The sequence below is a fragment of the Bowdeniella nasicola genome, assembly GCF_900107735.1.
In the GTDB taxonomy this organism is placed as follows: Bacteria; Actinomycetota; Actinomycetes; order Actinomycetales; family Actinomycetaceae; genus Bowdeniella; species Bowdeniella massiliensis.
Window position 1 is genome coordinate 192,456 of record NZ_FNQV01000001.1, and the last position, 17,373, is coordinate 209,828.

The 17,373-nt window shown below is 65.7% G+C and carries 20 protein-coding genes; 19 read left to right on the forward strand and 1 reads right to left on the reverse strand.

Annotated elements, in window-relative coordinates; translation table 11 throughout:
* Positions 1 to 8 precede the first annotated feature (8 nt).
* From prfA to BLU67_RS00990, 18 genes are all read left to right on the forward strand, one after another.
* Positions 9 to 1,163: a peptide chain release factor 1 gene (gene prfA / locus BLU67_RS00905; protein WP_092561056.1), complete on the forward strand. Its 1,155-nt coding sequence runs from the start codon at positions 9 to 11 to the stop codon at positions 1,161 to 1,163.
* Positions 1,132 to 2,046 carry a N5-glutamine methyltransferase family protein gene (locus tag BLU67_RS00910; protein WP_092561058.1) on the forward strand — a complete coding sequence of 305 codons (915 nt, stop codon included), beginning with the start codon at positions 1,132 to 1,134 and terminating at the stop codon, positions 2,044 to 2,046. Before prfA ends, BLU67_RS00910 begins: the two co-directional genes overlap by 32 nt.
* Positions 2,043 to 2,687, forward strand: a complete 645-nt coding sequence (locus BLU67_RS00915) for an L-threonylcarbamoyladenylate synthase (protein WP_092561060.1) — start codon at positions 2,043 to 2,045, stop codon at positions 2,685 to 2,687. Before BLU67_RS00910 ends, BLU67_RS00915 begins: the two co-directional genes overlap by 4 nt.
* Complete coding sequence (locus BLU67_RS00920) at positions 2,684 to 3,793, forward strand: MraY family glycosyltransferase (protein ID WP_092561062.1); 1,110 nt, start codon at positions 2,684 to 2,686, stop codon at positions 3,791 to 3,793. The genes BLU67_RS00915 and BLU67_RS00920 overlap by 4 nt, the downstream gene beginning before the upstream one ends.
* Positions 3,790 to 4,302 (forward strand): Cg1360 family ATP-synthase-associated protein, encoded by a 513-nt coding sequence (locus BLU67_RS00925; RefSeq protein ID WP_092561064.1) that lies wholly within the window; start codon positions 3,790 to 3,792, stop codon positions 4,300 to 4,302. Before BLU67_RS00920 ends, BLU67_RS00925 begins: the two co-directional genes overlap by 4 nt.
* Before the next feature lie 186 nt (positions 4,303 to 4,488).
* Entirely contained in the window at positions 4,489 to 5,331 is an 843-nt protein-coding gene (atpB, locus tag BLU67_RS00930; RefSeq protein ID WP_222842310.1) for a F0F1 ATP synthase subunit A, read from the forward strand.
* An 82-nt stretch (positions 5,332 to 5,413) separates the two neighbouring features.
* Positions 5,414 to 5,620: an ATP synthase F0 subunit C gene (atpE, locus tag BLU67_RS00935; RefSeq protein ID WP_092561195.1), complete on the forward strand. Its 207-nt coding sequence runs from the start codon at positions 5,414 to 5,416 to the stop codon at positions 5,618 to 5,620.
* A 19-nt stretch (positions 5,621 to 5,639) separates the two neighbouring features.
* Entirely contained in the window at positions 5,640 to 6,182 is a 543-nt protein-coding gene (locus BLU67_RS00940) for a F0F1 ATP synthase subunit B (RefSeq protein WP_092561066.1), read from the forward strand.
* Positions 6,182 to 6,997: a F0F1 ATP synthase subunit delta gene (locus tag BLU67_RS00945; RefSeq protein ID WP_092561068.1), complete on the forward strand. Its 816-nt coding sequence runs from the start codon at positions 6,182 to 6,184 to the stop codon at positions 6,995 to 6,997. The genes BLU67_RS00940 and BLU67_RS00945 overlap by 1 nt, the downstream gene beginning before the upstream one ends.
* A gap of 33 nt (positions 6,998 to 7,030) precedes the next feature.
* Entirely contained in the window at positions 7,031 to 8,671 is a 1,641-nt protein-coding gene (atpA, locus tag BLU67_RS00950; protein WP_092561070.1) for a F0F1 ATP synthase subunit alpha, read from the forward strand.
* A 2-nt stretch (positions 8,672 to 8,673) separates the two neighbouring features.
* Positions 8,674 to 9,567 carry a F0F1 ATP synthase subunit gamma gene (locus BLU67_RS00955; RefSeq protein WP_092561072.1) on the forward strand — a complete coding sequence of 298 codons (894 nt, stop codon included), beginning with the start codon at positions 8,674 to 8,676 and terminating at the stop codon, positions 9,565 to 9,567.
* Positions 9,568 to 9,593: 26 nt separating this feature from the next.
* Positions 9,594 to 11,072 carry a F0F1 ATP synthase subunit beta gene (gene atpD, locus BLU67_RS00960; protein WP_092561074.1) on the forward strand — a complete coding sequence of 493 codons (1,479 nt, stop codon included), beginning with the start codon at positions 9,594 to 9,596 and terminating at the stop codon, positions 11,070 to 11,072.
* Between the two features lie 5 nt (positions 11,073 to 11,077).
* On the forward strand, positions 11,078 to 11,368 hold the full coding sequence (gene atpC / locus BLU67_RS00965; protein WP_092561197.1) for an ATP synthase F1 subunit epsilon: 291 nt from the start codon (positions 11,078 to 11,080) through the stop codon (positions 11,366 to 11,368).
* A 66-nt stretch (positions 11,369 to 11,434) separates the two neighbouring features.
* Positions 11,435 to 12,130 (forward strand): endonuclease NucS, encoded by a 696-nt coding sequence (gene nucS / locus BLU67_RS00970; protein WP_092561076.1) that lies wholly within the window; start codon positions 11,435 to 11,437, stop codon positions 12,128 to 12,130.
* A gap of 53 nt (positions 12,131 to 12,183) precedes the next feature.
* On the forward strand, positions 12,184 to 13,383 hold the full coding sequence (locus tag BLU67_RS00975; protein ID WP_092561078.1) for an N-acetylglucosamine-6-phosphate deacetylase: 1,200 nt from the start codon (positions 12,184 to 12,186) through the stop codon (positions 13,381 to 13,383).
* A 42-nt stretch (positions 13,384 to 13,425) separates the two neighbouring features.
* Complete coding sequence (locus BLU67_RS00980; RefSeq protein ID WP_092561080.1) at positions 13,426 to 14,946, forward strand: GH1 family beta-glucosidase; 1,521 nt, start codon at positions 13,426 to 13,428, stop codon at positions 14,944 to 14,946.
* Positions 14,946 to 15,242, forward strand: coding sequence for a hypothetical protein (locus tag BLU67_RS00985; protein ID WP_092561082.1), 297 nt, complete (start codon positions 14,946 to 14,948; stop codon positions 15,240 to 15,242). Before BLU67_RS00980 ends, BLU67_RS00985 begins: the two co-directional genes overlap by 1 nt.
* Positions 15,243 to 15,257: 15 nt before the next feature.
* The gene (locus tag BLU67_RS00990; RefSeq protein ID WP_092561084.1) at positions 15,258 to 16,052 is read left to right on the forward strand and encodes an alpha/beta fold hydrolase; all 795 of its coding nucleotides are present in this window, start codon (positions 15,258 to 15,260) and stop codon (positions 16,050 to 16,052) included.
* Here the strand turns inward: BLU67_RS00990 and BLU67_RS12005 are convergent.
* A complete protein-coding gene (locus tag BLU67_RS12005) occupies positions 16,049 to 16,468 on the reverse strand; it encodes an HNH endonuclease signature motif containing protein (protein ID WP_143027295.1) in 420 nt (139 codons plus the stop codon). The genes BLU67_RS00990 and BLU67_RS12005 overlap by 4 nt on opposite strands.
* Positions 16,469 to 16,568: 100 nt before the next feature.
* Between BLU67_RS12005 and BLU67_RS01000 the strand changes: the two genes are divergently transcribed.
* Positions 16,569 to 17,222: a hypothetical protein gene (locus tag BLU67_RS01000; protein WP_092561088.1), complete on the forward strand. Its 654-nt coding sequence runs from the start codon at positions 16,569 to 16,571 to the stop codon at positions 17,220 to 17,222.
* Positions 17,223 to 17,373: the final 151 nt, after the last annotated feature.

Genomic DNA, 17,373 nt, shown 5'->3' on the forward strand with positions numbered 1-17,373 from the left:
GACACTCCATGGCCTCCAGCCCCGCAAAACCCGAAGGTTTGGCCCTCGACGATGACGTGTGGGCGCGCCTGAGCGAGGAAGAGCGCCAGCTCACCGCCTCGGCCGCACCCCTCCTTGTTGAGCACCAGGACCTCGAAACCCAGATGGCCGACCCCGCCGTGCTCTCCGACCAGAACAAGGCCCGCAAGGTCGGCAGGCGCTACGCCGAACTCGGACGCGTCAACGCCGCCTACAGCCGGTTCATCGACGCGGTCGGGGACCTGCAGGCCGGCCGCGATCTCGCGGCGGCGGACCCGGATTTCGCCGACGAGATTAGCGCCCTAGAGACCAGCGCGAGCGAGGCCACCGACGTGCTGCGCGACGTGCTGCTGCCCCGCGATCCCGACGACGCTAACGACGTCATTATGGAAATCAAGGCGGGCGAAGGCGGCCAGGAATCCGCGCTGTTCGCCGCGGACCTCGCGCGCATGTACCTGCGCTATGCCGAGCGCAAGGGCTGGAGCGCGAAGATGCTGAACGAGACGTGGTCCGATCTCGGCGGCTACAAGGATGCGACGATCGCGATCCGCGCCTCGGGCAACGTCACGCCCGAAGAAGGCGTGTGGGCGCACCTGAAGTACGAGGGCGGCGTCCACCGCGTGCAGCGCGTCCCCGTAACCGAGTCCCAGGGCCGCATCCACACCTCGGCCGCGGGCGTGCTCGTGCTGCCCGAGCTGGAGGACGAGGGCGAGATCGAGATCGACGAAAATGATCTGCGCATCGATGTCTACCGCTCCTCCGGCCCCGGCGGCCAGTCCGTCAATACGACGGACTCCGCGGTGCGCATCACCCACCTGCCGACGGGTGTCGTCGTCTCGATGCAAAACGAGAAGTCGCAGATCCAAAACCGCGAAGCCGCGATGCGCGTGCTGAAGGCACGCCTCGCCCAGCTCAAGCAGGAAGAGGCCGACGCTGCCGCGGCCGAGGCGCGCAAGTCCCAGGTGCGCACCGTCGACCGTTCCGAGCGCATCCGCACCTATAACTTCCCGGAAAACCGCATCGCCGATCACCGCACCGGCTTCAAGGCCTACAACCTCGATACCGTCCTCGATGGCGAACTCGAGCCGGTGATCGCCTCGGCCATCGCGCTCGATGAGCAGCACCGCCTCGCCCAGGGACTCTAGGCCCGCCGCGCGGCTGCTGCCGGACCTCACCGCACGCCTCGCCGCCGCCGGCCTCACCTCGCCGGCGGCCGAAGCGCGCGCCCTGCTCACCCACGTCGTTGCCGGTGAGATCCTCCTTGCGCCGCCCCTGACCGGCGAGCAAGTCGAGCGCCTGGAGCGCCTCGTTGCGCGCCGCCTGGTCGGCGCCCCGCTGCAGCACGTCCTTGGCGAGATGGCGTTTTGCCACCTCACCCTCGCCTCGGACTCGCGCGCGCTGATCGCCCGCCCGGAAACCGAACTCCTCGCCGAGGCCGCGGTGCGCGAACTTGCGCAGATGCGGGCCGCGGGGGAGCGGCCCTTCCTTGTGGCCGACCTCGGCACCGGCTCCGGCGCGCTCGCCCTCGCAATCGCCACGCGTGTCCCGCGCACCCGCGTCCTCGCCTGCGATATCGACAGCGACGCGCTCGCACTTGCCGCCGTCAATACAGAGAGGTACGCCACCGAGCTGGCGGCCGCCGACTCGCGCGTGGAGCTCATCCACGCCGATTTCACCACGTGGCAGGCCCCCGCGCCGCTGGACCTCCTCGTCGCCAATCCGCCCTACCTGCCCGACGGCGAGTCGCCGCCAGCGGACGTGCGGAAGGATCCGCGCCGCGCGCTGTTCGGCGGGGGAGGAGACGGGATGGAGCTGCCGCGCGCAACGCTCAAGGTAGCCCCACGCCTGCTCGCCCCCGGCGCCCTCGCAATCATTGAGCACCACGACTCGCAAGGTGAGGCGATGCGCCGCGCCGCCCACGCCGCCGGGCTCACGGACGTCCAGACCCACCGTGACCTTGCCGGCCGGGAGCGTTACCTCACGGCCAGGTGCACCGCCGGCGCAGAACGTGGGAAGATCGAGCCGTGATCTACAACTGCTTGGATGACACGGTAGCCGAGGCCGCCCTGGACGCAGCCGCCTATGCGCTCAAGCGCTCCGGCGTCATCGTCCTGCCCACCGACACCGTCTACGGGATCGGCGCCGATGCGTTCGACGCGCGGGCCGTCGCCCTGCTCCTGGGAACCAAGGGGCGCGGCCGCGATATGCCGCCGCCCGTTCTTGTCTCCTCCCCGGCCGTGCTCGACGCGCTCGCCGCCGACGTGCCGCCCGCCGCGCGCGCCCTCGCCGAAAAGTTCTGGCCCGGGCCGCTCACCCTCATCGTGCCGGCGCGCCCGTCGCTCACGTGGGACCTGGGCGAAACCTACGGCACCGTCGCGCTGCGCATGCCCGACGACGAGATTGCCCTCAAGCTGCTGGCCCGCACCGGACCGCTGGCCGTCTCCTCCGCCAATCGCTCGACGCTGCCCCCAGCCACGAGCGCGCAGGAAGCGGAAGAGTATTTCGGCTACACCGTGCCCGTCTACCTCGACGCCGGACCGCGCACCGAGGTGCGGCCCTCCACCATTGTCGATACCTGCCAGAACCCGCCGCGCATCGTGCGCGCCGGGGACCTCTCCCACGCCGAGCTTGGCGCCGTCGTCCCGGAACTGCTCGATATCGAGTCGTGAAAGGCTACCTGCTCCTGCTCGTCCTCGCCGCGGCGGTCACCTATCTCGCCACCCCGCTCGCGCGGCGCCTCGCGATCGCCACCCACGCCTGGACCCCGGTGCGCAGCCGCGATGTGCATGTCATCCCGACCCCGCGCATGGGCGGCGTCGCCATGGTCATCGGCCTCACCGTAGCGCTGCTCATCGGCTCGCAGATGTCCTTCCTCTCTCAAGCGCTCACCGAGGGGAATCGTCTCGCCGGCATCATCGGTTCGGCCTGGCTCGTGTGCCTGCTCGGCATGGCCGACGACATTTGGGACCTGGACTGGATGACCAAACTCGCCGGCCAAATCCTCGTCGGCGGTGTCCTTGCCTACTCCGGCGTCCAACTCGTGACCTTCCCGATTGCGGGCCTCACGATTGGGTCCTCCCGCCTGTCACTCATCACCACCGTTCTCGTCGTCGTCGCCGCCATGAATGCCGTCAACTTTGTCGACGGGCTTGATGGCCTCGCCGCCGGCATGGTGGGCATCGGCGCCACCGCATTTTTTGCCTATTCCTACCAGCTCACACGCACCGTCTCCCCGGAGAACTACGCCTCACTGGCCACCGCCGTCACCTCGGTACTGGTAGGCATGTGCCTGGGCTTCTTGCCGTTTAACTTCCACCCCGCAAAAATCTTCATGGGCGATGCGGGCGCCATGGTGCTCGGGCTCATGGTCGCGGCCGCCACCATCATCGTCACCGGCACGATTGACCCCGCGCGCGTGCCCGCCACCCAGGCCGCGCCCGTCTTTGTTCCGCTGCTGCTTCCGGTCGCCATCATCCTGCTGCCCCTGCTCGACATGGCGCTAGCAGTAGTCCGCCGCCTGCGCGCCGGGCACTCGCCCTTCCACGCCGACCGCATGCACCTGCACCATCGCCTCCTCGACCTCGGGCACTCCCACCGTCGCGCCGTCCTCATCATGTACTTGTGGACCGCCGTCGTAGCGTTTTCCGCCGCCTCGCTTATCATCGCGCCATGGCCGCAGGTGCTGGCCGGAACGATCATCGCAGTTGTCATCGCCCTCGTCCTGACGCGAAACTGGTTACGACGAGCCCCCCAACCAAAGGACCGAACCCCGTGATCGACCCCATCGAAAACCCCGAGGAGTTCAACGAGCGGGTCTACGCCGCCGATCGCGCCACGCGCACGATGTTCAACAAGATCTTGCGCAACCTGCTCATCATGTTGCTCATCGCGACGGTGCTGGCCCTAGGCATTGGCGCCGCTGTCGCGGGAGTGGCGGGCCTGTACGGCGCGCTGCTCGCCCTCGGCCTTGCCGCGCTGTTTGTCCTTACTACCGTCATCGTCATGCGAGCAACGGCCGCCCAACCGGTCTACATCGCCTCGGCCGCAGCCCTAGGTTCCTGGTTCGTCAAGGTCCTTATCGTCTTTGGCGTCCTCCTGCTCATGCGCGATTCGGACTTCTATCATCGGGGCGTCTTTGTCTTTACCCTGATCCCGCTCATCATCGCCTCCTCCGTCATCGAGATGAGGGGCGTCGCCGGGGCCCGCGTCCTGTACGTCGACCCCTCTGTCACCCCCGCCGAGCCGCGCCCCCGCCGCCGCCGCGGCCTGTTCCGTTCGAAGTAGCGGAACGCCGCTGCGTGAAATGGCGCACGTTAAGGCGGCGTTTGGGCCATTAGTCCCGGCGGCTGCGCCAAAGCGCGGCACTATCGTCTTTAGGCCCCGCGCATTTTGCGTTAGGCTCGGTGTGTTCCCACGGCACTGTCTGGCGGGAGCGCCCCTCAGACCATCACGTCCCAGGAGCATGCTTCGTTGTCGCACTTCGTCTCACTGCTGAGCGCAAAGATCACGTCCCCCGTCCTCGCCCTTCCGGCGGCGAGCGGCAGTGACGACGGTTTCCACGCTCCGGGCCTCACCGACTTCTTCCCGCCGGCCATCTTCGGCGAGGGAACGTTCTTCGAGTTCAACCGCGTCATGATGATCCGCGTCATCGCGACGATCGTGCTGTGCGCCCTGTTCATCCTGGGCACGCGCCGGCTCAAGCTCATCCCGTCTCGCGGCCAGTCCGTTTTGGAACTGGCCGTGAGCTTCGTGCGCTCCAACATCGCCGTGGAGGTCCTCGGTGAGAAGAACGGCCGCAAGTGGGCGCCCCTCATCACGTTGATTTTCTTCGCCGTCCTCGCGATGAACATCACCGGCCTTGTACCGGGCTTGAACCTTGCGGGCTCCTCCGTCGTGGGTTTCCCCTTCGTCATGGCGATCATCGCGCTCGTAGCCTTCATCGTCGCCGGCGTGCAGGCCCAGGGCGGCTGGGGCTACCTTAAGACGACGCTGTTTCCGCCGGGCGTGCCGTGGCCGATCTACATCGTACTCACGCCCGTGGAATTCCTCTCGGCCTTCATCCTTCGCCCCGCGACGCTGACCATTCGTTTGCTCGCCAACATGATGAGCGGCCACCTGCTGCTGGCCCTGTGCTTCGCGGCGACGCAGTTCCTGCTCTTCCAGGCCGCCTGGTCGATGAAACCCCTCGGCGTTGGCACCTTTGCCATCTCATTTGCCTTCGTCCTGTTTGAGCTGTTCGTCGCCTCGCTGCAGGCCTACATCTTTGCCCTCCTGACCGCGGTCTACATCAGCCTGTCGGTCGAAGCCCACTAAGTTTCGCGGGCGCGCCTGCGCCTCGATTGTCCGGGCAACAGCCCGAAAACACCACACGGAAAGGTACCCCATCACTATGGAGATCACCGGTAACATCGCAACCATTGGTTACGGTTTGGCCGCCTTCGGCCCCGGCATCGGCCTCGGCATGCTCGTCGCCGGTACGCAGGAAGCCACCGCGCGTCAGCCCGAGGTTGCGGGCCCCCTGCGCATCAACATGTTCATCGGTATGGCGCTCGTTGAGGCCCTCGGCCTGATCGGTCTCGCAGCCGGCTTCGTATTCAACTAAGACGTAGGGACCAAAACCAGTGCATATCTACGCCGCCGGAGTACCAAGCAATGTCTTGATCCCTCCGCTGTACGATATTTTCTGGGCTGCCGTCTGCGTCGGCATCATCGCGATTGTCTTTTGGAAGTCCTTGCCCAAGATCTACGCCATCCTCGATGAGCGTGCCGAAAAGATCGAAGGCGGACTGAAGCACGCGGAGAACGTTCAGGCGGAAGCCGACGAACTGCGTGCGGAGCTGAACCAGCGCCTGGCCGAGGCTCGTAAGGACGCTGCTCGCATTCGCGAAGAGGCCTCCGAGGAGGGGCGCGAGATCGTCGCGGCCGCCCGCAAGGAAGCCCAGAGCGAAGTCGAGCGCATGCACGAGGTCGCCAAGCGTCAGATCGAAGCCGAGCGGCAAGCCGCCCAGATCGCGTTGCGCGCCGACGTTGGCATGCTCGCCACCGAGCTCGCCTCCAAGATCGTCGGTGAATCGCTCACCGACCAGGCCCTACAGTCGCGCGTGATCGATCGATTCCTCGACGATCTCGAGCAGCACAGCCCGGCCCCGGTCAAGGAGTCCTAATGCGAGCTGCCAGCCACGCCGCCCTGAGCGCCGCCGCCGAACGGTTCGAAGGCATCCTTGCCAACCAGGCCAGCCAGGGCATGGATTTCGCGACGGAGCTGTTCTCGATCGTCGACATGCTCGACGAATCGGCGAACCTACGGCGCTCCCTTACCGATCCCGCGCGAGATGGTCAGGACAAAGCTGACCTCGTCACTGCGGTCATCGGGGGCAAGGCATCGGGGGAGGTCACCGACCTGATCTCCGGCATGGTGCGCGCTCGCTGGTCCCACGATAAGGACCTGGCCGACGCACTATCATCGCTTGCCGTCACTTCGACGCTGGCCAGTGCCCAGGCCCAGGATCGGCTGCTGGACGTGGAATCGGAAGTATTCCAACTGTCGCGATTGTTGACCGACAACCGCTCGCTGCGGATGGCGCTCGCGGATCGCGAACTGCCGGCAGATCAGCGCATCGGACTGGTGGAATCGCTCTTTGCCGATCGCCTCAGCCCCGAAACCCTGCTGCTTGTCCGCCGAGTCGCAGCCACCTTGCGCGGACGGACCGTGCCGCAGGCGCTGTCCGAAATCGGCGACCTCGCCGCTGCCCGACGTCAGCGCATCGTCGCGACCGTCACCACGGCGACCCCGCCCACCCAAGAGCAGATCGATCGCCTCGGCGAACTTCTGCAAGCCCAGGTTGGCCAAGCCGTCCACATCAATATCGACGTCGACCCGAACGTGCTGGGAGGCATGCGAGTGCAAGTTGGCACCGACGTGGTTGACGCAACTATCCGGGCGCGCCTCGAAGAGGCCAGGCGCGCGATCAGCGGCTAGCCGGCCTAAGAACGAAACTTACGTGAGGAAAGAATGTCTGAGCTGACGATCCGGCCCGAGGAAATCCGGGCTGCACTTGACAGCTTCGTGAACTCTTACGAGCCCAAGCAGGCCGTGACGGAGGAAGTCGGCCGAGTCACTCTTGCCGCCGATGGCATCGCACAGGTTGAAGGCCTGCCGGGCACGATGGCGAACGAGCTGCTGCGTTTTGAAGACGGCACGCTGGGGCTCGCCATGAACCTGGACGTACGCGCAATTGGCGTCGTCGTCCTGGGCGAGTTCACGGGTATTGAAGAAGGCCAGGAGGTGCGCCGTACCGGGGAGGTCCTTTCCGTGCCCGTCGGCGACGGTTACCTCGGCCGCGTCGTTGACCCGCTTGGCAACCCGATCGATGGGCTGGGCGAGATCACCGACCTGACCGGCCGCCGCGCCCTGGAGCTGCAGGCGCCCGGCGTGATGGCCCGTAAGTCCGTCCACGAGCCGCTGCAGACCGGCCTGAAGGCGATCGACTCGATGATCCCGATCGGCCGCGGTCAGCGTCAGCTCATCATCGGCGACCGCCAGACCGGCAAGACCGCCATCATTTTGGACACGATCCTGAACCAGAAGGCCAACTGGGAAACGGGCGATCCGAACAAGCAGGTGCGCTGCATCTACGTCGCGATCGGCCAGAAGGGCTCGACGATCGCCTCGGTGCGTGGCGCTCTGGAAGAAGCCGGCGCTCTCGATTACACGACGATCGTCGCCTCCCCGGCCTCGGATCCGGCCGGCTTTAAGTACCTCGCGCCCTACACCGGCTCTGCGATCGGTCAGCACTGGATGTACGAGGGCAAGCACGTCCTCGTCATCTTCGATGACCTGTCCAAGCAGGCCGAAGCCTACCGCGCCGTCTCGCTGCTGCTGCGCCGCCCGCCGGGCCGCGAAGCCTACCCGGGCGACGTGTTTTACCTGCACTCCCGCCTCCTGGAGCGTTGCGCCAAGCTCTCCGATGAGCTCGGCGGCGGCTCGATGACCGGCCTGCCCGTCATCGAGACCAAGGCCAACGACGTGTCGGCCTACATCCCGACCAACGTCATCTCCATTACCGACGGTCAGATCTTCTTGCAGTCCGACCTCTTCAACTCCGACCAGCGCCCCGCCGTCGACGTCGGTATCTCCGTCTCGCGCGTGGGTGGCGACGCCCAGGTCAAGGCGATGAAGAAGGTCTCCGGCACGCTGAAGCTCACCCTCGCGCAGTACCGCTCGATGGCGGCCTTCGCGATGTTCGCCTCCGATCTGGATCCGGCCTCGCGCCAGCAGCTCACCCGCGGTGAGCGCCTCATGGAGCTGCTCAAGCAGCCGCAGTACACGCCATACCCAGTCGAAGACCAGGTGGCCTCCATCTGGGCCGGTACCCACGGCTACCTCGACGATGTCGAGGTCTCCGAGGTGCTGCGCTTCGAGCGCGAAATGCTGGACTACCTGCGTCGTCACACGGATGTGTTGACGACGATCGCGGAGACCGGGCTGCTCGAATCCGAGACCGAAGACGCCCTGCGAGGCGCGATCGAGGACTTCCGCACGGGCTTCCTCGCCGGCTCCGGCGAAACCCTGTCGGCGGACGTCGCTGCCGAAGAAGAAGAAGACGAAGCCGAGCACACGCAAGAGCAGATCGTCCGCGGCAAGCGAGGCTGAGCATGGCAGGTTCTCAGCGGGTCTACAAACAGCGAATCAAGTCCACGCAAACCCTGAAAAAGGTGTTTCGTGCGATGGAGCTGATCGCTGCCTCCCGCATTGGTAAGGCGCGCGAGCGCGCCCAAGAGGCAACCCCCTACACGGAGGCCCTCACCAAGGCGGTTTCGGCGGTCACGAACCACACGCACACGGACCATCCGCTCACCAAGGAGCGCCGCGACACGACGCGCGTAGCCGTCCTCGTCATTACCGCTGATCGCGGCATGGCGGGCGCCTACACCGCGAGCGTGCTGCGCGCCACCGAGCGCGTCTTGGAACAGCTCGATGCCGAAGACAAGGACGTTGACCTCTACGTCACCGGCCGTCGCGGCATCGGCTACTTCAAGTTCCGCGGCCGCGAACTCGCCGGCAGCTGGTCGGGCGAGTCGGACGCCCCCTCCTCGGAGATGGCCACCGATATCGCCGATACGCTGCTGGAGAAGTTCTTGGCCTCGCGCGCCGACGGGGGAGTGGGCGAACTGCACGTCGTCTTTACCCGATTCAAGACGATGGTGACGCAAACCGTTGAGGTGCGTCGCATGCTGCCGCTCGAAATCGTAGAAGGCGTAGCAGCGGCAGAAACCGATGCGTTGCCGCTCTACGAGTTTGAGCCCAGCGTCGAAGAAGTCCTTGATGCGCTGCTGCCGCTGTATGTGCGCAGCCGCATCCACAATGCCTTACTGCACGCCGCGGCCTCGGAGCTCGCCTCCCGCCAGCGCGCGATGCACACGGCCACCGACAATGCCGAGGACCTCATCCGCAATTACACGCGGTTGGCCAACTCGGCTCGCCAGGCGGAGATCACGCAAGAGATCTCCGAGATCGTGTCCGGCGCGGACGCGCTGGCGTCCAGCTGAGTTTGCTAGGGGAAAAGGAACACATCATGACCGTAACTGCATCAGAAGCCGACGTGCAGGCCGGCGAAGGCGAGTCCTTCGGCCGCATCGCACGCGTGATCGGCGCGATCGTCGATATCGAGTTCCCGCCGGACGCGCTGCCCGATATGTACAACGCGCTCGAAACCGAGATCGACCTGAGCGCGCAGGGCGAAGGCGAATCCGTCGTCAAGATGACGCTCGAGGTCGCCCAGCACCTCGGCGATAACTTGATCCGCGCCATCGCGCTGAAGCCCACCGATGGCCTGGTGCGCGGCGCCAAGGTGTATGACACCGGCGCGCCGATCACCGTGCCCGTCGGCGATATCACGAAGGGCCACGTCTTTAACGTGACCGGCGACGTGCTGAACCTTCCCGAGGGCGAAACCCTCGAGGTCACCGAGCGCTGGCCGATCCACCGCAAGCCCCCGGCCTTCGACCAACTGGAGTCCAAGACCCAGATGTTCGAAACCGGCATTAAGGTAATCGACCTGCTCACGCCGTATGTGCAGGGCGGCAAGATCGGCCTGTTCGGCGGCGCTGGCGTGGGCAAGACGGTGCTGATTCAGGAAATGATTCAGCGCGTCGCCCAGGACCACGGTGGCGTCTCCGTCTTCGCGGGCGTCGGGGAGCGTACCCGTGAGGGTAACGACCTGATCCACGAAATGGACGACGCTGGCGTCTTCGACAAGACCGCCCTCGTCTTCGGGCAGATGGACGAGCCGCCGGGCACCCGCCTGCGTGTCGCGCTGTCCGCGCTGACGATGGCCGAGTACTTCCGCGACGTGCAGAAGCAGGACGTGTTGCTCTTCATCGACAACATCTTCCGCTTCACGCAGGCCGGCTCCGAAGTATCGACGCTGCTCGGCCGCATGCCGTCGGCCGTGGGATATCAGCCGAACCTCGCCGACGAGATGGGCGCCCTGCAGGAGCGCATTACTTCGACGCGCGGTCACTCGATTACCTCGCTGCAGGCCATTTACGTGCCCGCCGATGACTACACCGACCCGGCCCCGGCCACGACGTTCGCACACCTGGATGCGACGACGGAACTCTCGCGCGAGATCGCCTCGCGCGGCCTGTACCCCGCCGTCGATCCGCTGGCTTCGACTTCGCGCATCCTGGATCCGCGGTATGTCGGCCAGGAGCACTACGACGTCGCCACGCACGTGAAGTCGATCCTGCAGAAGAACAAGGAACTGCAAGACATCATTGCGATCCTCGGCGTCGACGAACTGTCCGAAGAGGACAAGATTACGGTTGCGCGCGCGCGTCGTATCGAGCAGTTCCTCTCGCAGAACACCTACATGGCTGAGAAGTTCACGGGTGTTGAGGGCTCGACGGTGCCGCTCGATGAGACGATCGAAGCGTTCAAGCGCATCGCCGAAGGCAAGTACGACCACGTTGCCGAGCAGGCGTTCTTCAACATCGGTGGTATCGAGGACCTCGAGCGTCGCTGGTCCGAGATCCAGGAGGAGACGAAGTAGTGGCCATGAAGGTCGAGATCGTCTCCACGCATGGTTTGCTGTTTAACGGCGAGGCGGACTCGGTGATCGTGCCGGCCGCCGACGGCGATCTGGGTATCCTGCCCGGACGCCAGCCGGTGCTTGCAAACCTGCGCGAAGGCAGCGTGCGGATCAAGACCGGTGGGCAGACCGAGTCCTTCGACGTCGTCGCGGGTTTCGTCTCCGTCGATGACGATGTGGTGCAGGTCGTCGTTGACAACACGAAGCCAAGCAAGAATGAGCTGAAGAAGGCAACGGAGGCGGCGCAAGCCGACTAACCGTCCAGCACTGAGCCCCGTTCCCCCTGGCTGGGAGCGGGGCTCTTTGCTGCCTATACTGCTGGGGTGCGAATCCTCATTTGTGACTGCTCCGTTGACTATTCCGGCCGCCTGACCGCGCACCTACCTATGGCGTCGCGGGTTGTGATGCTGAAGGCGGATGGCTCGGTGCTGGTGCACTCCGACGGGGGCTCGTATAAGCCGCTGAATTGGATGACCTCGCCGTGCACAGTTGCGGCGCGCGAGGCCGATGAGGCCGAGAGGGAGGCGGGAATCGAGCAGGTGTGGACGGTCAAGAACACGAAGACCGCCGACCAGCTCGTTATCAAAATCGCCGACGTGTTTGACGATATCTCGCACGATCTGGGCGTGGATCCCGGGCTGACGAAAGACGGCGTGGAGGCCCACTTACAGGAGCTCCTTGCGGCGCAAATCGAGCTGCTGGGCCCCGGCCACCGGCTCGTGCGGCGCGAATACCCGACGGCGATCGGGCCCGTCGATATTTTGGCGCGCACCCCCGAGGGCGCCGCAATTGCGATTGAGATTAAGCGGCGCGGGGAGATCGACGGGGTTGAGCAGCTCACGCGCTACCTTGAGCTGCTGAACCGGGACCCACTGTTAGCGCCCGTCACCGGGATCTTCGCGGCGCAGGAGATCAAGCCGCAGGCGCGCACGCTGGCGCGCGATCGCGGTATCGAGTGCCTCACGCTCGATTATGATGCCATGCGGGGGATCGACGACGTCGACAATCGCCTGTTTTAATTTTGGGACGTTCGGCGGAGGTCTGATGTCCGGTTGTGCGACATACTGGGGCCATGGCTGCTTCCATCACGCTGCGCGGACGGGTTGTTGCTCCTGACGAAGTTATTGCTGACGGGATCGTTTCCGTTAGGGGCGATCGCCTCGAGTATGCGGGCCCAGCGGAGGCGGCCCCCGAACAGCTGCGCGAGGGCGCGGAGCAGGTTTCGGGCTACATCATGCCGGGGCTCGTCGACATTCACTGCCACGGCGGCGGGGGCCAGTCCTTCCCCGATGCGTTGAACGCCGAGGACGCCAAGGTGGCGGTGCTCGCTCACCGGCGGGCGGGTACGACATCACTGGTGGCCTCCACCGTGACGGCCGCGCCGCAGACGCTGCGCGAGCGCACCGCCACGTTGCGGGAGCTATGCGAGGCGGGGGACCTGGTCGGCATCCACTGGGAGGGGCCCTTCATCTCCTGTGAGCGCTGCGGTGCGCAGGACCCGGCGCTCATCATCCCGCCCGATCCCGAGCTCACTCGGGAGCTGTGCGAGATCGCCGGCCCGTACGCATTCACGATGACGATCGCGCCGGAAAAGGCGCTCGTGGTGGGTGACGGTGGCGTCGCCGATGTGCTGATCAACGCCGGGGCGCTGCCGAGTTTCGGGCATACCGATGCCGGGCCCGTCGAGACTGAACAAGCCCTGCGCGATGCGGCGGCACGGCTCAAGAATTCCCCTGCGGCGCGCTCGGCGCGGGCCACCGCGACGCACCTGTTTAACGGCATGCGTCCGATCCACCACCGTGACCCGGGGCCGATCACCGCGATGCTCTCGGCCGCGGAGCGTGGGGAGCTCGTCGTCGAACTCATCGCCGATGGCGCACACCTGAGCCCGGAGCTCGTGCGGCACGTTTACGAGCTGCTGGGGCGCGAGGCATGTGTTTTCGTCACGGACGCAATGGCGGCCGCGGGCATGCCCGATGGGCAGTATCGCCTGGGTTCGCAGGACGTCACCGTCGCGGACGGGGTCGCGCGCCTGACCGGCGGCAACTCCATTGCTGGCGGTACCTCGCGCCTCATCGAGCAGGTGCGGCTCATGGCCGGCGCCGGCATCCCCCTGGTGGACTGCGTGTACATGGCCGCGACGGGCCCCGCAGTGGTGCTCGGGCGCGATGACATTGGCGAGCTGGCGGCCGGGGCTCGAGCTGATCTCCTTATTGTGGACGACGAGCTAGCGCCGGTGCGCGTCTACCACGGCGGCGAGCTCGTTTCCTAGCGGGCTATCCTGGAGCCGAGAGGCGAAAGGACATCACCCGCTATGACTTCCATCGAACTTCCCCACTCCTTTGTCTGGGGTGCGGCAACCGCCGCCTACCAAATTGAGGGGGGTGCGGCCGAAGGTGGGCGCACGCCGAGTATCTGGGATACGTTCAGCCACACCCCGGGCAACGTCGCCAATGGCGACACGGGCGACGTCGCCGCCGATCATTACCACCGCTGGGAACACGATCTTGATCTGGCCGCCGAGCTCAAACTGGATGCCTATCGGTTCTCGATTTCTTGGTCGCGCGTCATGCCCGGCGGGCGCGGCGAGCTGAACCCGGAGGGCGTGGCGTTCTATCGTGCGCTGCTGCAGGGGATCCGCTCGCGCGGGATGCTCCCGGTCGTCACGCTCTACCACTGGGACCTGCCGCAGGAATTGCAGGATGCCGGTGGTTGGCCCGAGCGTGAGACGGCCTATGCATTTGCGGACTATGCGCGGGCGATGGCGCGCGAGTTCGGCGATCTGGTCCACACCTGGACGACGCTGAACGAGCCGTGGTGCACTGCCTTCTTGGGGTACGGTTCGGGCGTTCATGCGCCCGGAATCACCGATCCGGCCGCGGCGCTTGCTACCGCTCACCACCTCAACGTGGCGCACGGGTTGGCGGCGCGCGCGATTCGCGAGGAGCTGGGCGATGATGCCCGGGTCTCCATTACCTTAAACATCCACGTCGTCGATCCGGCCGATGAGGAGCGGGCGGCCGATCACGAGGCGGCAGAGAAGGTAGCGCTCGTCGGCAACAAGATCTTTTTGGGGCCACTGTTAGACGGCACGTACCCGCCGGCGCTGCTCAGCCAGACGCGCCACCTTACTGATTGGTCCTTCATCCAACCGGGCGACGTCTCGATCGCGCGGGTGCGGCTGGACGTTCTTGGAGTGAATTACTATTCGACGTCGCGGGTGCGCAAGGGCGATGGCGGAGGGCACGGCGTCGGGCACGGGGGTGGGGTGGGCAGCCCGTGGCCGGGCTGCGAGGACGTCGAGTTCCTTGAACCCGAAGGTGAGCTCACCGCGATGGGGTGGAACATTGAGCCGCGCGGACTCTACGACCTGCTCGTCGCTCTCGATACGGCCTATGAGGGACTGCCGCTTGCGGTGACGGAAAACGGCGCGGCCTTTGACGACGTCGTGGGCGAGGATGGCCGGATCCACGACGAGCGGCGCGTTGCTTACCTGCAGGCGCACCTTGCGGAAGTCTCGGCGGCCGTCGCAGACGGTGCGGATGTGCGCGGTTATTTTGTGTGGTCGCTGCTCGATAATTTTGAATGGGCCTACGGGTATGACAAGCGCTTTGGCATCATCCACGTCGACTATGAGACCCAGCAGCGGCGCCTGAAGGACTCGGCACGGTTCTATGGGGATCTCGTAGCCTCGCATCGCGAAAGCAGCGGGCCCGTCCAGCTCGAGGACGCATGGGTGCAGCGCGGCTGGGCGCGCCCGGCAGCATCCGATAGTGAGACGAAGGATGCGCGGCGGCGCCGGCGGCGGCTGCGCGAGCTGTTCGGACGCCGATAATGGCTCGACGCTCAAGCAAGCGGAACTATCGCGCCGCGCACGTTCCGCTCAATATGGATCGGCTACGTTCGGTGGCGCGGGAAGAGGCCGGACCCGGCGGACGCTACCAGGTCCAGGAGACCAAAGCCGGCGAGAATTCCTACGTCTGCCCGGGCTGCGGGGGCTCGATTGCCGTCGGTACCTGGCACGTCGTCGCCTGGCCCATCGACTCCCTGCTCGATGGAGGGGTGCGTGCTCGCAGGCACTGGCATAGTGGATGTTGGAAAGCCCGTTTTGGGCGCTCACGCACCTTCTAGGGGAGAGAAATCTGCATGAATGGCCTCGGAGTTCAGGAGCAGGGACCACGGCGGGGCGTACCGCTTGTCCTGCTGCACGCTTTCCCGTTCGATCACCGGATGTGGAATGACGTCATTGATGAGCTGTCCGATGTGTGGACGATCGCGATCGATGCGCCCGGTTTCGCCGATTCGGCGTCCCCGCGCATCCTGATGGAACGCGTGGAGCCGGGAGTTTATGGGCTGGAGATGTTCGCGGACTCCGTCGCGACCCTGCTGGCGAAAAGCGGCATCGACAAGGCTGTGATTGCGGGCGTTTCGATGGGCGGGTACACGGCGCTTGCGATAGCGGAGCGGCACCCGGACCTCGTGGCCGGCCTCGCGTTGATTGATACGAAGGCGAGCCCGGATGACCATGTTGCAGCCGAGAACCGCCGCACGATGGCGGATGAAGCGTCACGAGGGATCTCCACGGGCCTTCGCCACATGGCCGGCAAGGTGCTGTCCGATGAAACGGGAGACGAACGACCCGCAATGTACACACAGGTCGTCAAATGGATCGGGCAGGCGCCCTTTGCAGGAATCGCGTGGGCACAGAAATCAATGGCCGACCGCCCTGGCCGACTGCATGTGCTCGAAGGACTTGATGTGCCCGCCGTCGTTATTCGTGGCGAACACGATGATTTGTCTACGCAGTCTGACCACCAGGAAATGGCGGATGCGCTCGGGTGCGAGCTCGTGACGATTGAGCACGCTGGGCACCTCTCACCATTCGAGCAGCCGCAAGAGGTAGCCGGCGCGCTACGGGAGTTGATGGCGCGCGTGAACTAGCGCCGTAACCGGGGATGCCGGATAGGGCGCTGGGCAGCGTCAATCGTGACTGGAGGGATGGCTTCGGGCACGCCGTCGTCGGCCATTCGTATCGTCCAGTGGTGGGGATCGCCAGGTGGATGTTGGCACAGGGCGTGGTGCAAGACGCACAGGGCAGCGAGGTTGTGCGCGGAGGTAGGGCCGCCGTCTTTGAAGGCCCGGATGTGGTGGAGCTCGCAGCGTGCGGGTGGGATATCGCAGTAGGGAAAGACGCAGCCGCCATCGCGGGCTAGGAGGAATGCGCGTAGGGCGCCCTTCGCGAGGCGGCTGGTGCGCCCCTGGTCGTGAGGATTGGTTTGCGGGCCTCGGCTCCGGCTGGCGGGCGTGGCTCCGAGGAGCGTGGCCCATCCGGCTAGGCGGTCGCTGGTAGGGGACATGGGAGTCTCCTAGGGCAATATCGAAAAGCGGCTCGCGGCCGCCACCGTCGCTTGGAGGGTGCGAGGGGCCGCCACCGTGAGGAGGCTGTGAGGGGCCGCCGTGATTTGGGGGCTGTGGTGGTCCGCCGTGGGAGGGCCCGCCGGTGTTGAACGCGCGGTGGAGAGCATCGACGAGTCGGACCCGCAAGGGGCGTGGCTGGGCGCCCGCAGCTTGGAGCGCGCGCCGGATCTTCTCGGCCTCCTTCAGCCATGCGGGCCCGATGGCCTGCCAGTCGGCTTCGTCGAAATGGGCGGCGAGGTCGGTGCCCCATTCGACGCGACCCTGGCGGTGACGGAAATTGATGCCGCGGGCTGCTTTGGACTTACGGCGCTGGATCTGGTCATAGCGCTGAGCCTGCTGTTTCGCCGTCTCGTCGAGGTCATTGATGAGTTCTTGGCAGCGGCGCGAATAGTCATCGGGCTGCGGGTTGGTGGCGGTCTCGATGAGGAGGGATGTGAGGCCCGTGAGCTCAGAATCGGTGACAAAGTAGCGGGCTTTGCGCAGTGTTGCGAGCGCCGTTCGCGCATTGTCGAAGGAGATTTCCTGCTTGCCGGCGGCCGTGAAAACCTCGGGGTACTGGGCGATGTCTCGGGCGCCGAGCACGATATTTTGGGCTTTCTTGGATGGGATGCGGTGCTGTTCGCACACGGCGTCTTGCATCGTCTTGCCCTCGGGACGGGCGGCCTTTTTCTCGTCTGCGGCGGCAATTGCTAGCGGCAGCGCAGCCTCATTGGTGGCACGGATCTTCTCGTGCGCATAGAAGGCGCGCATGTGCTCGGCCTTGGTTTTGACTTTCCAGCCGTCGCGCAAACCTGCAGCATACAGCTGCGAGATTGCTTCCAACGCGTCAATGGGCAGCGGCTCG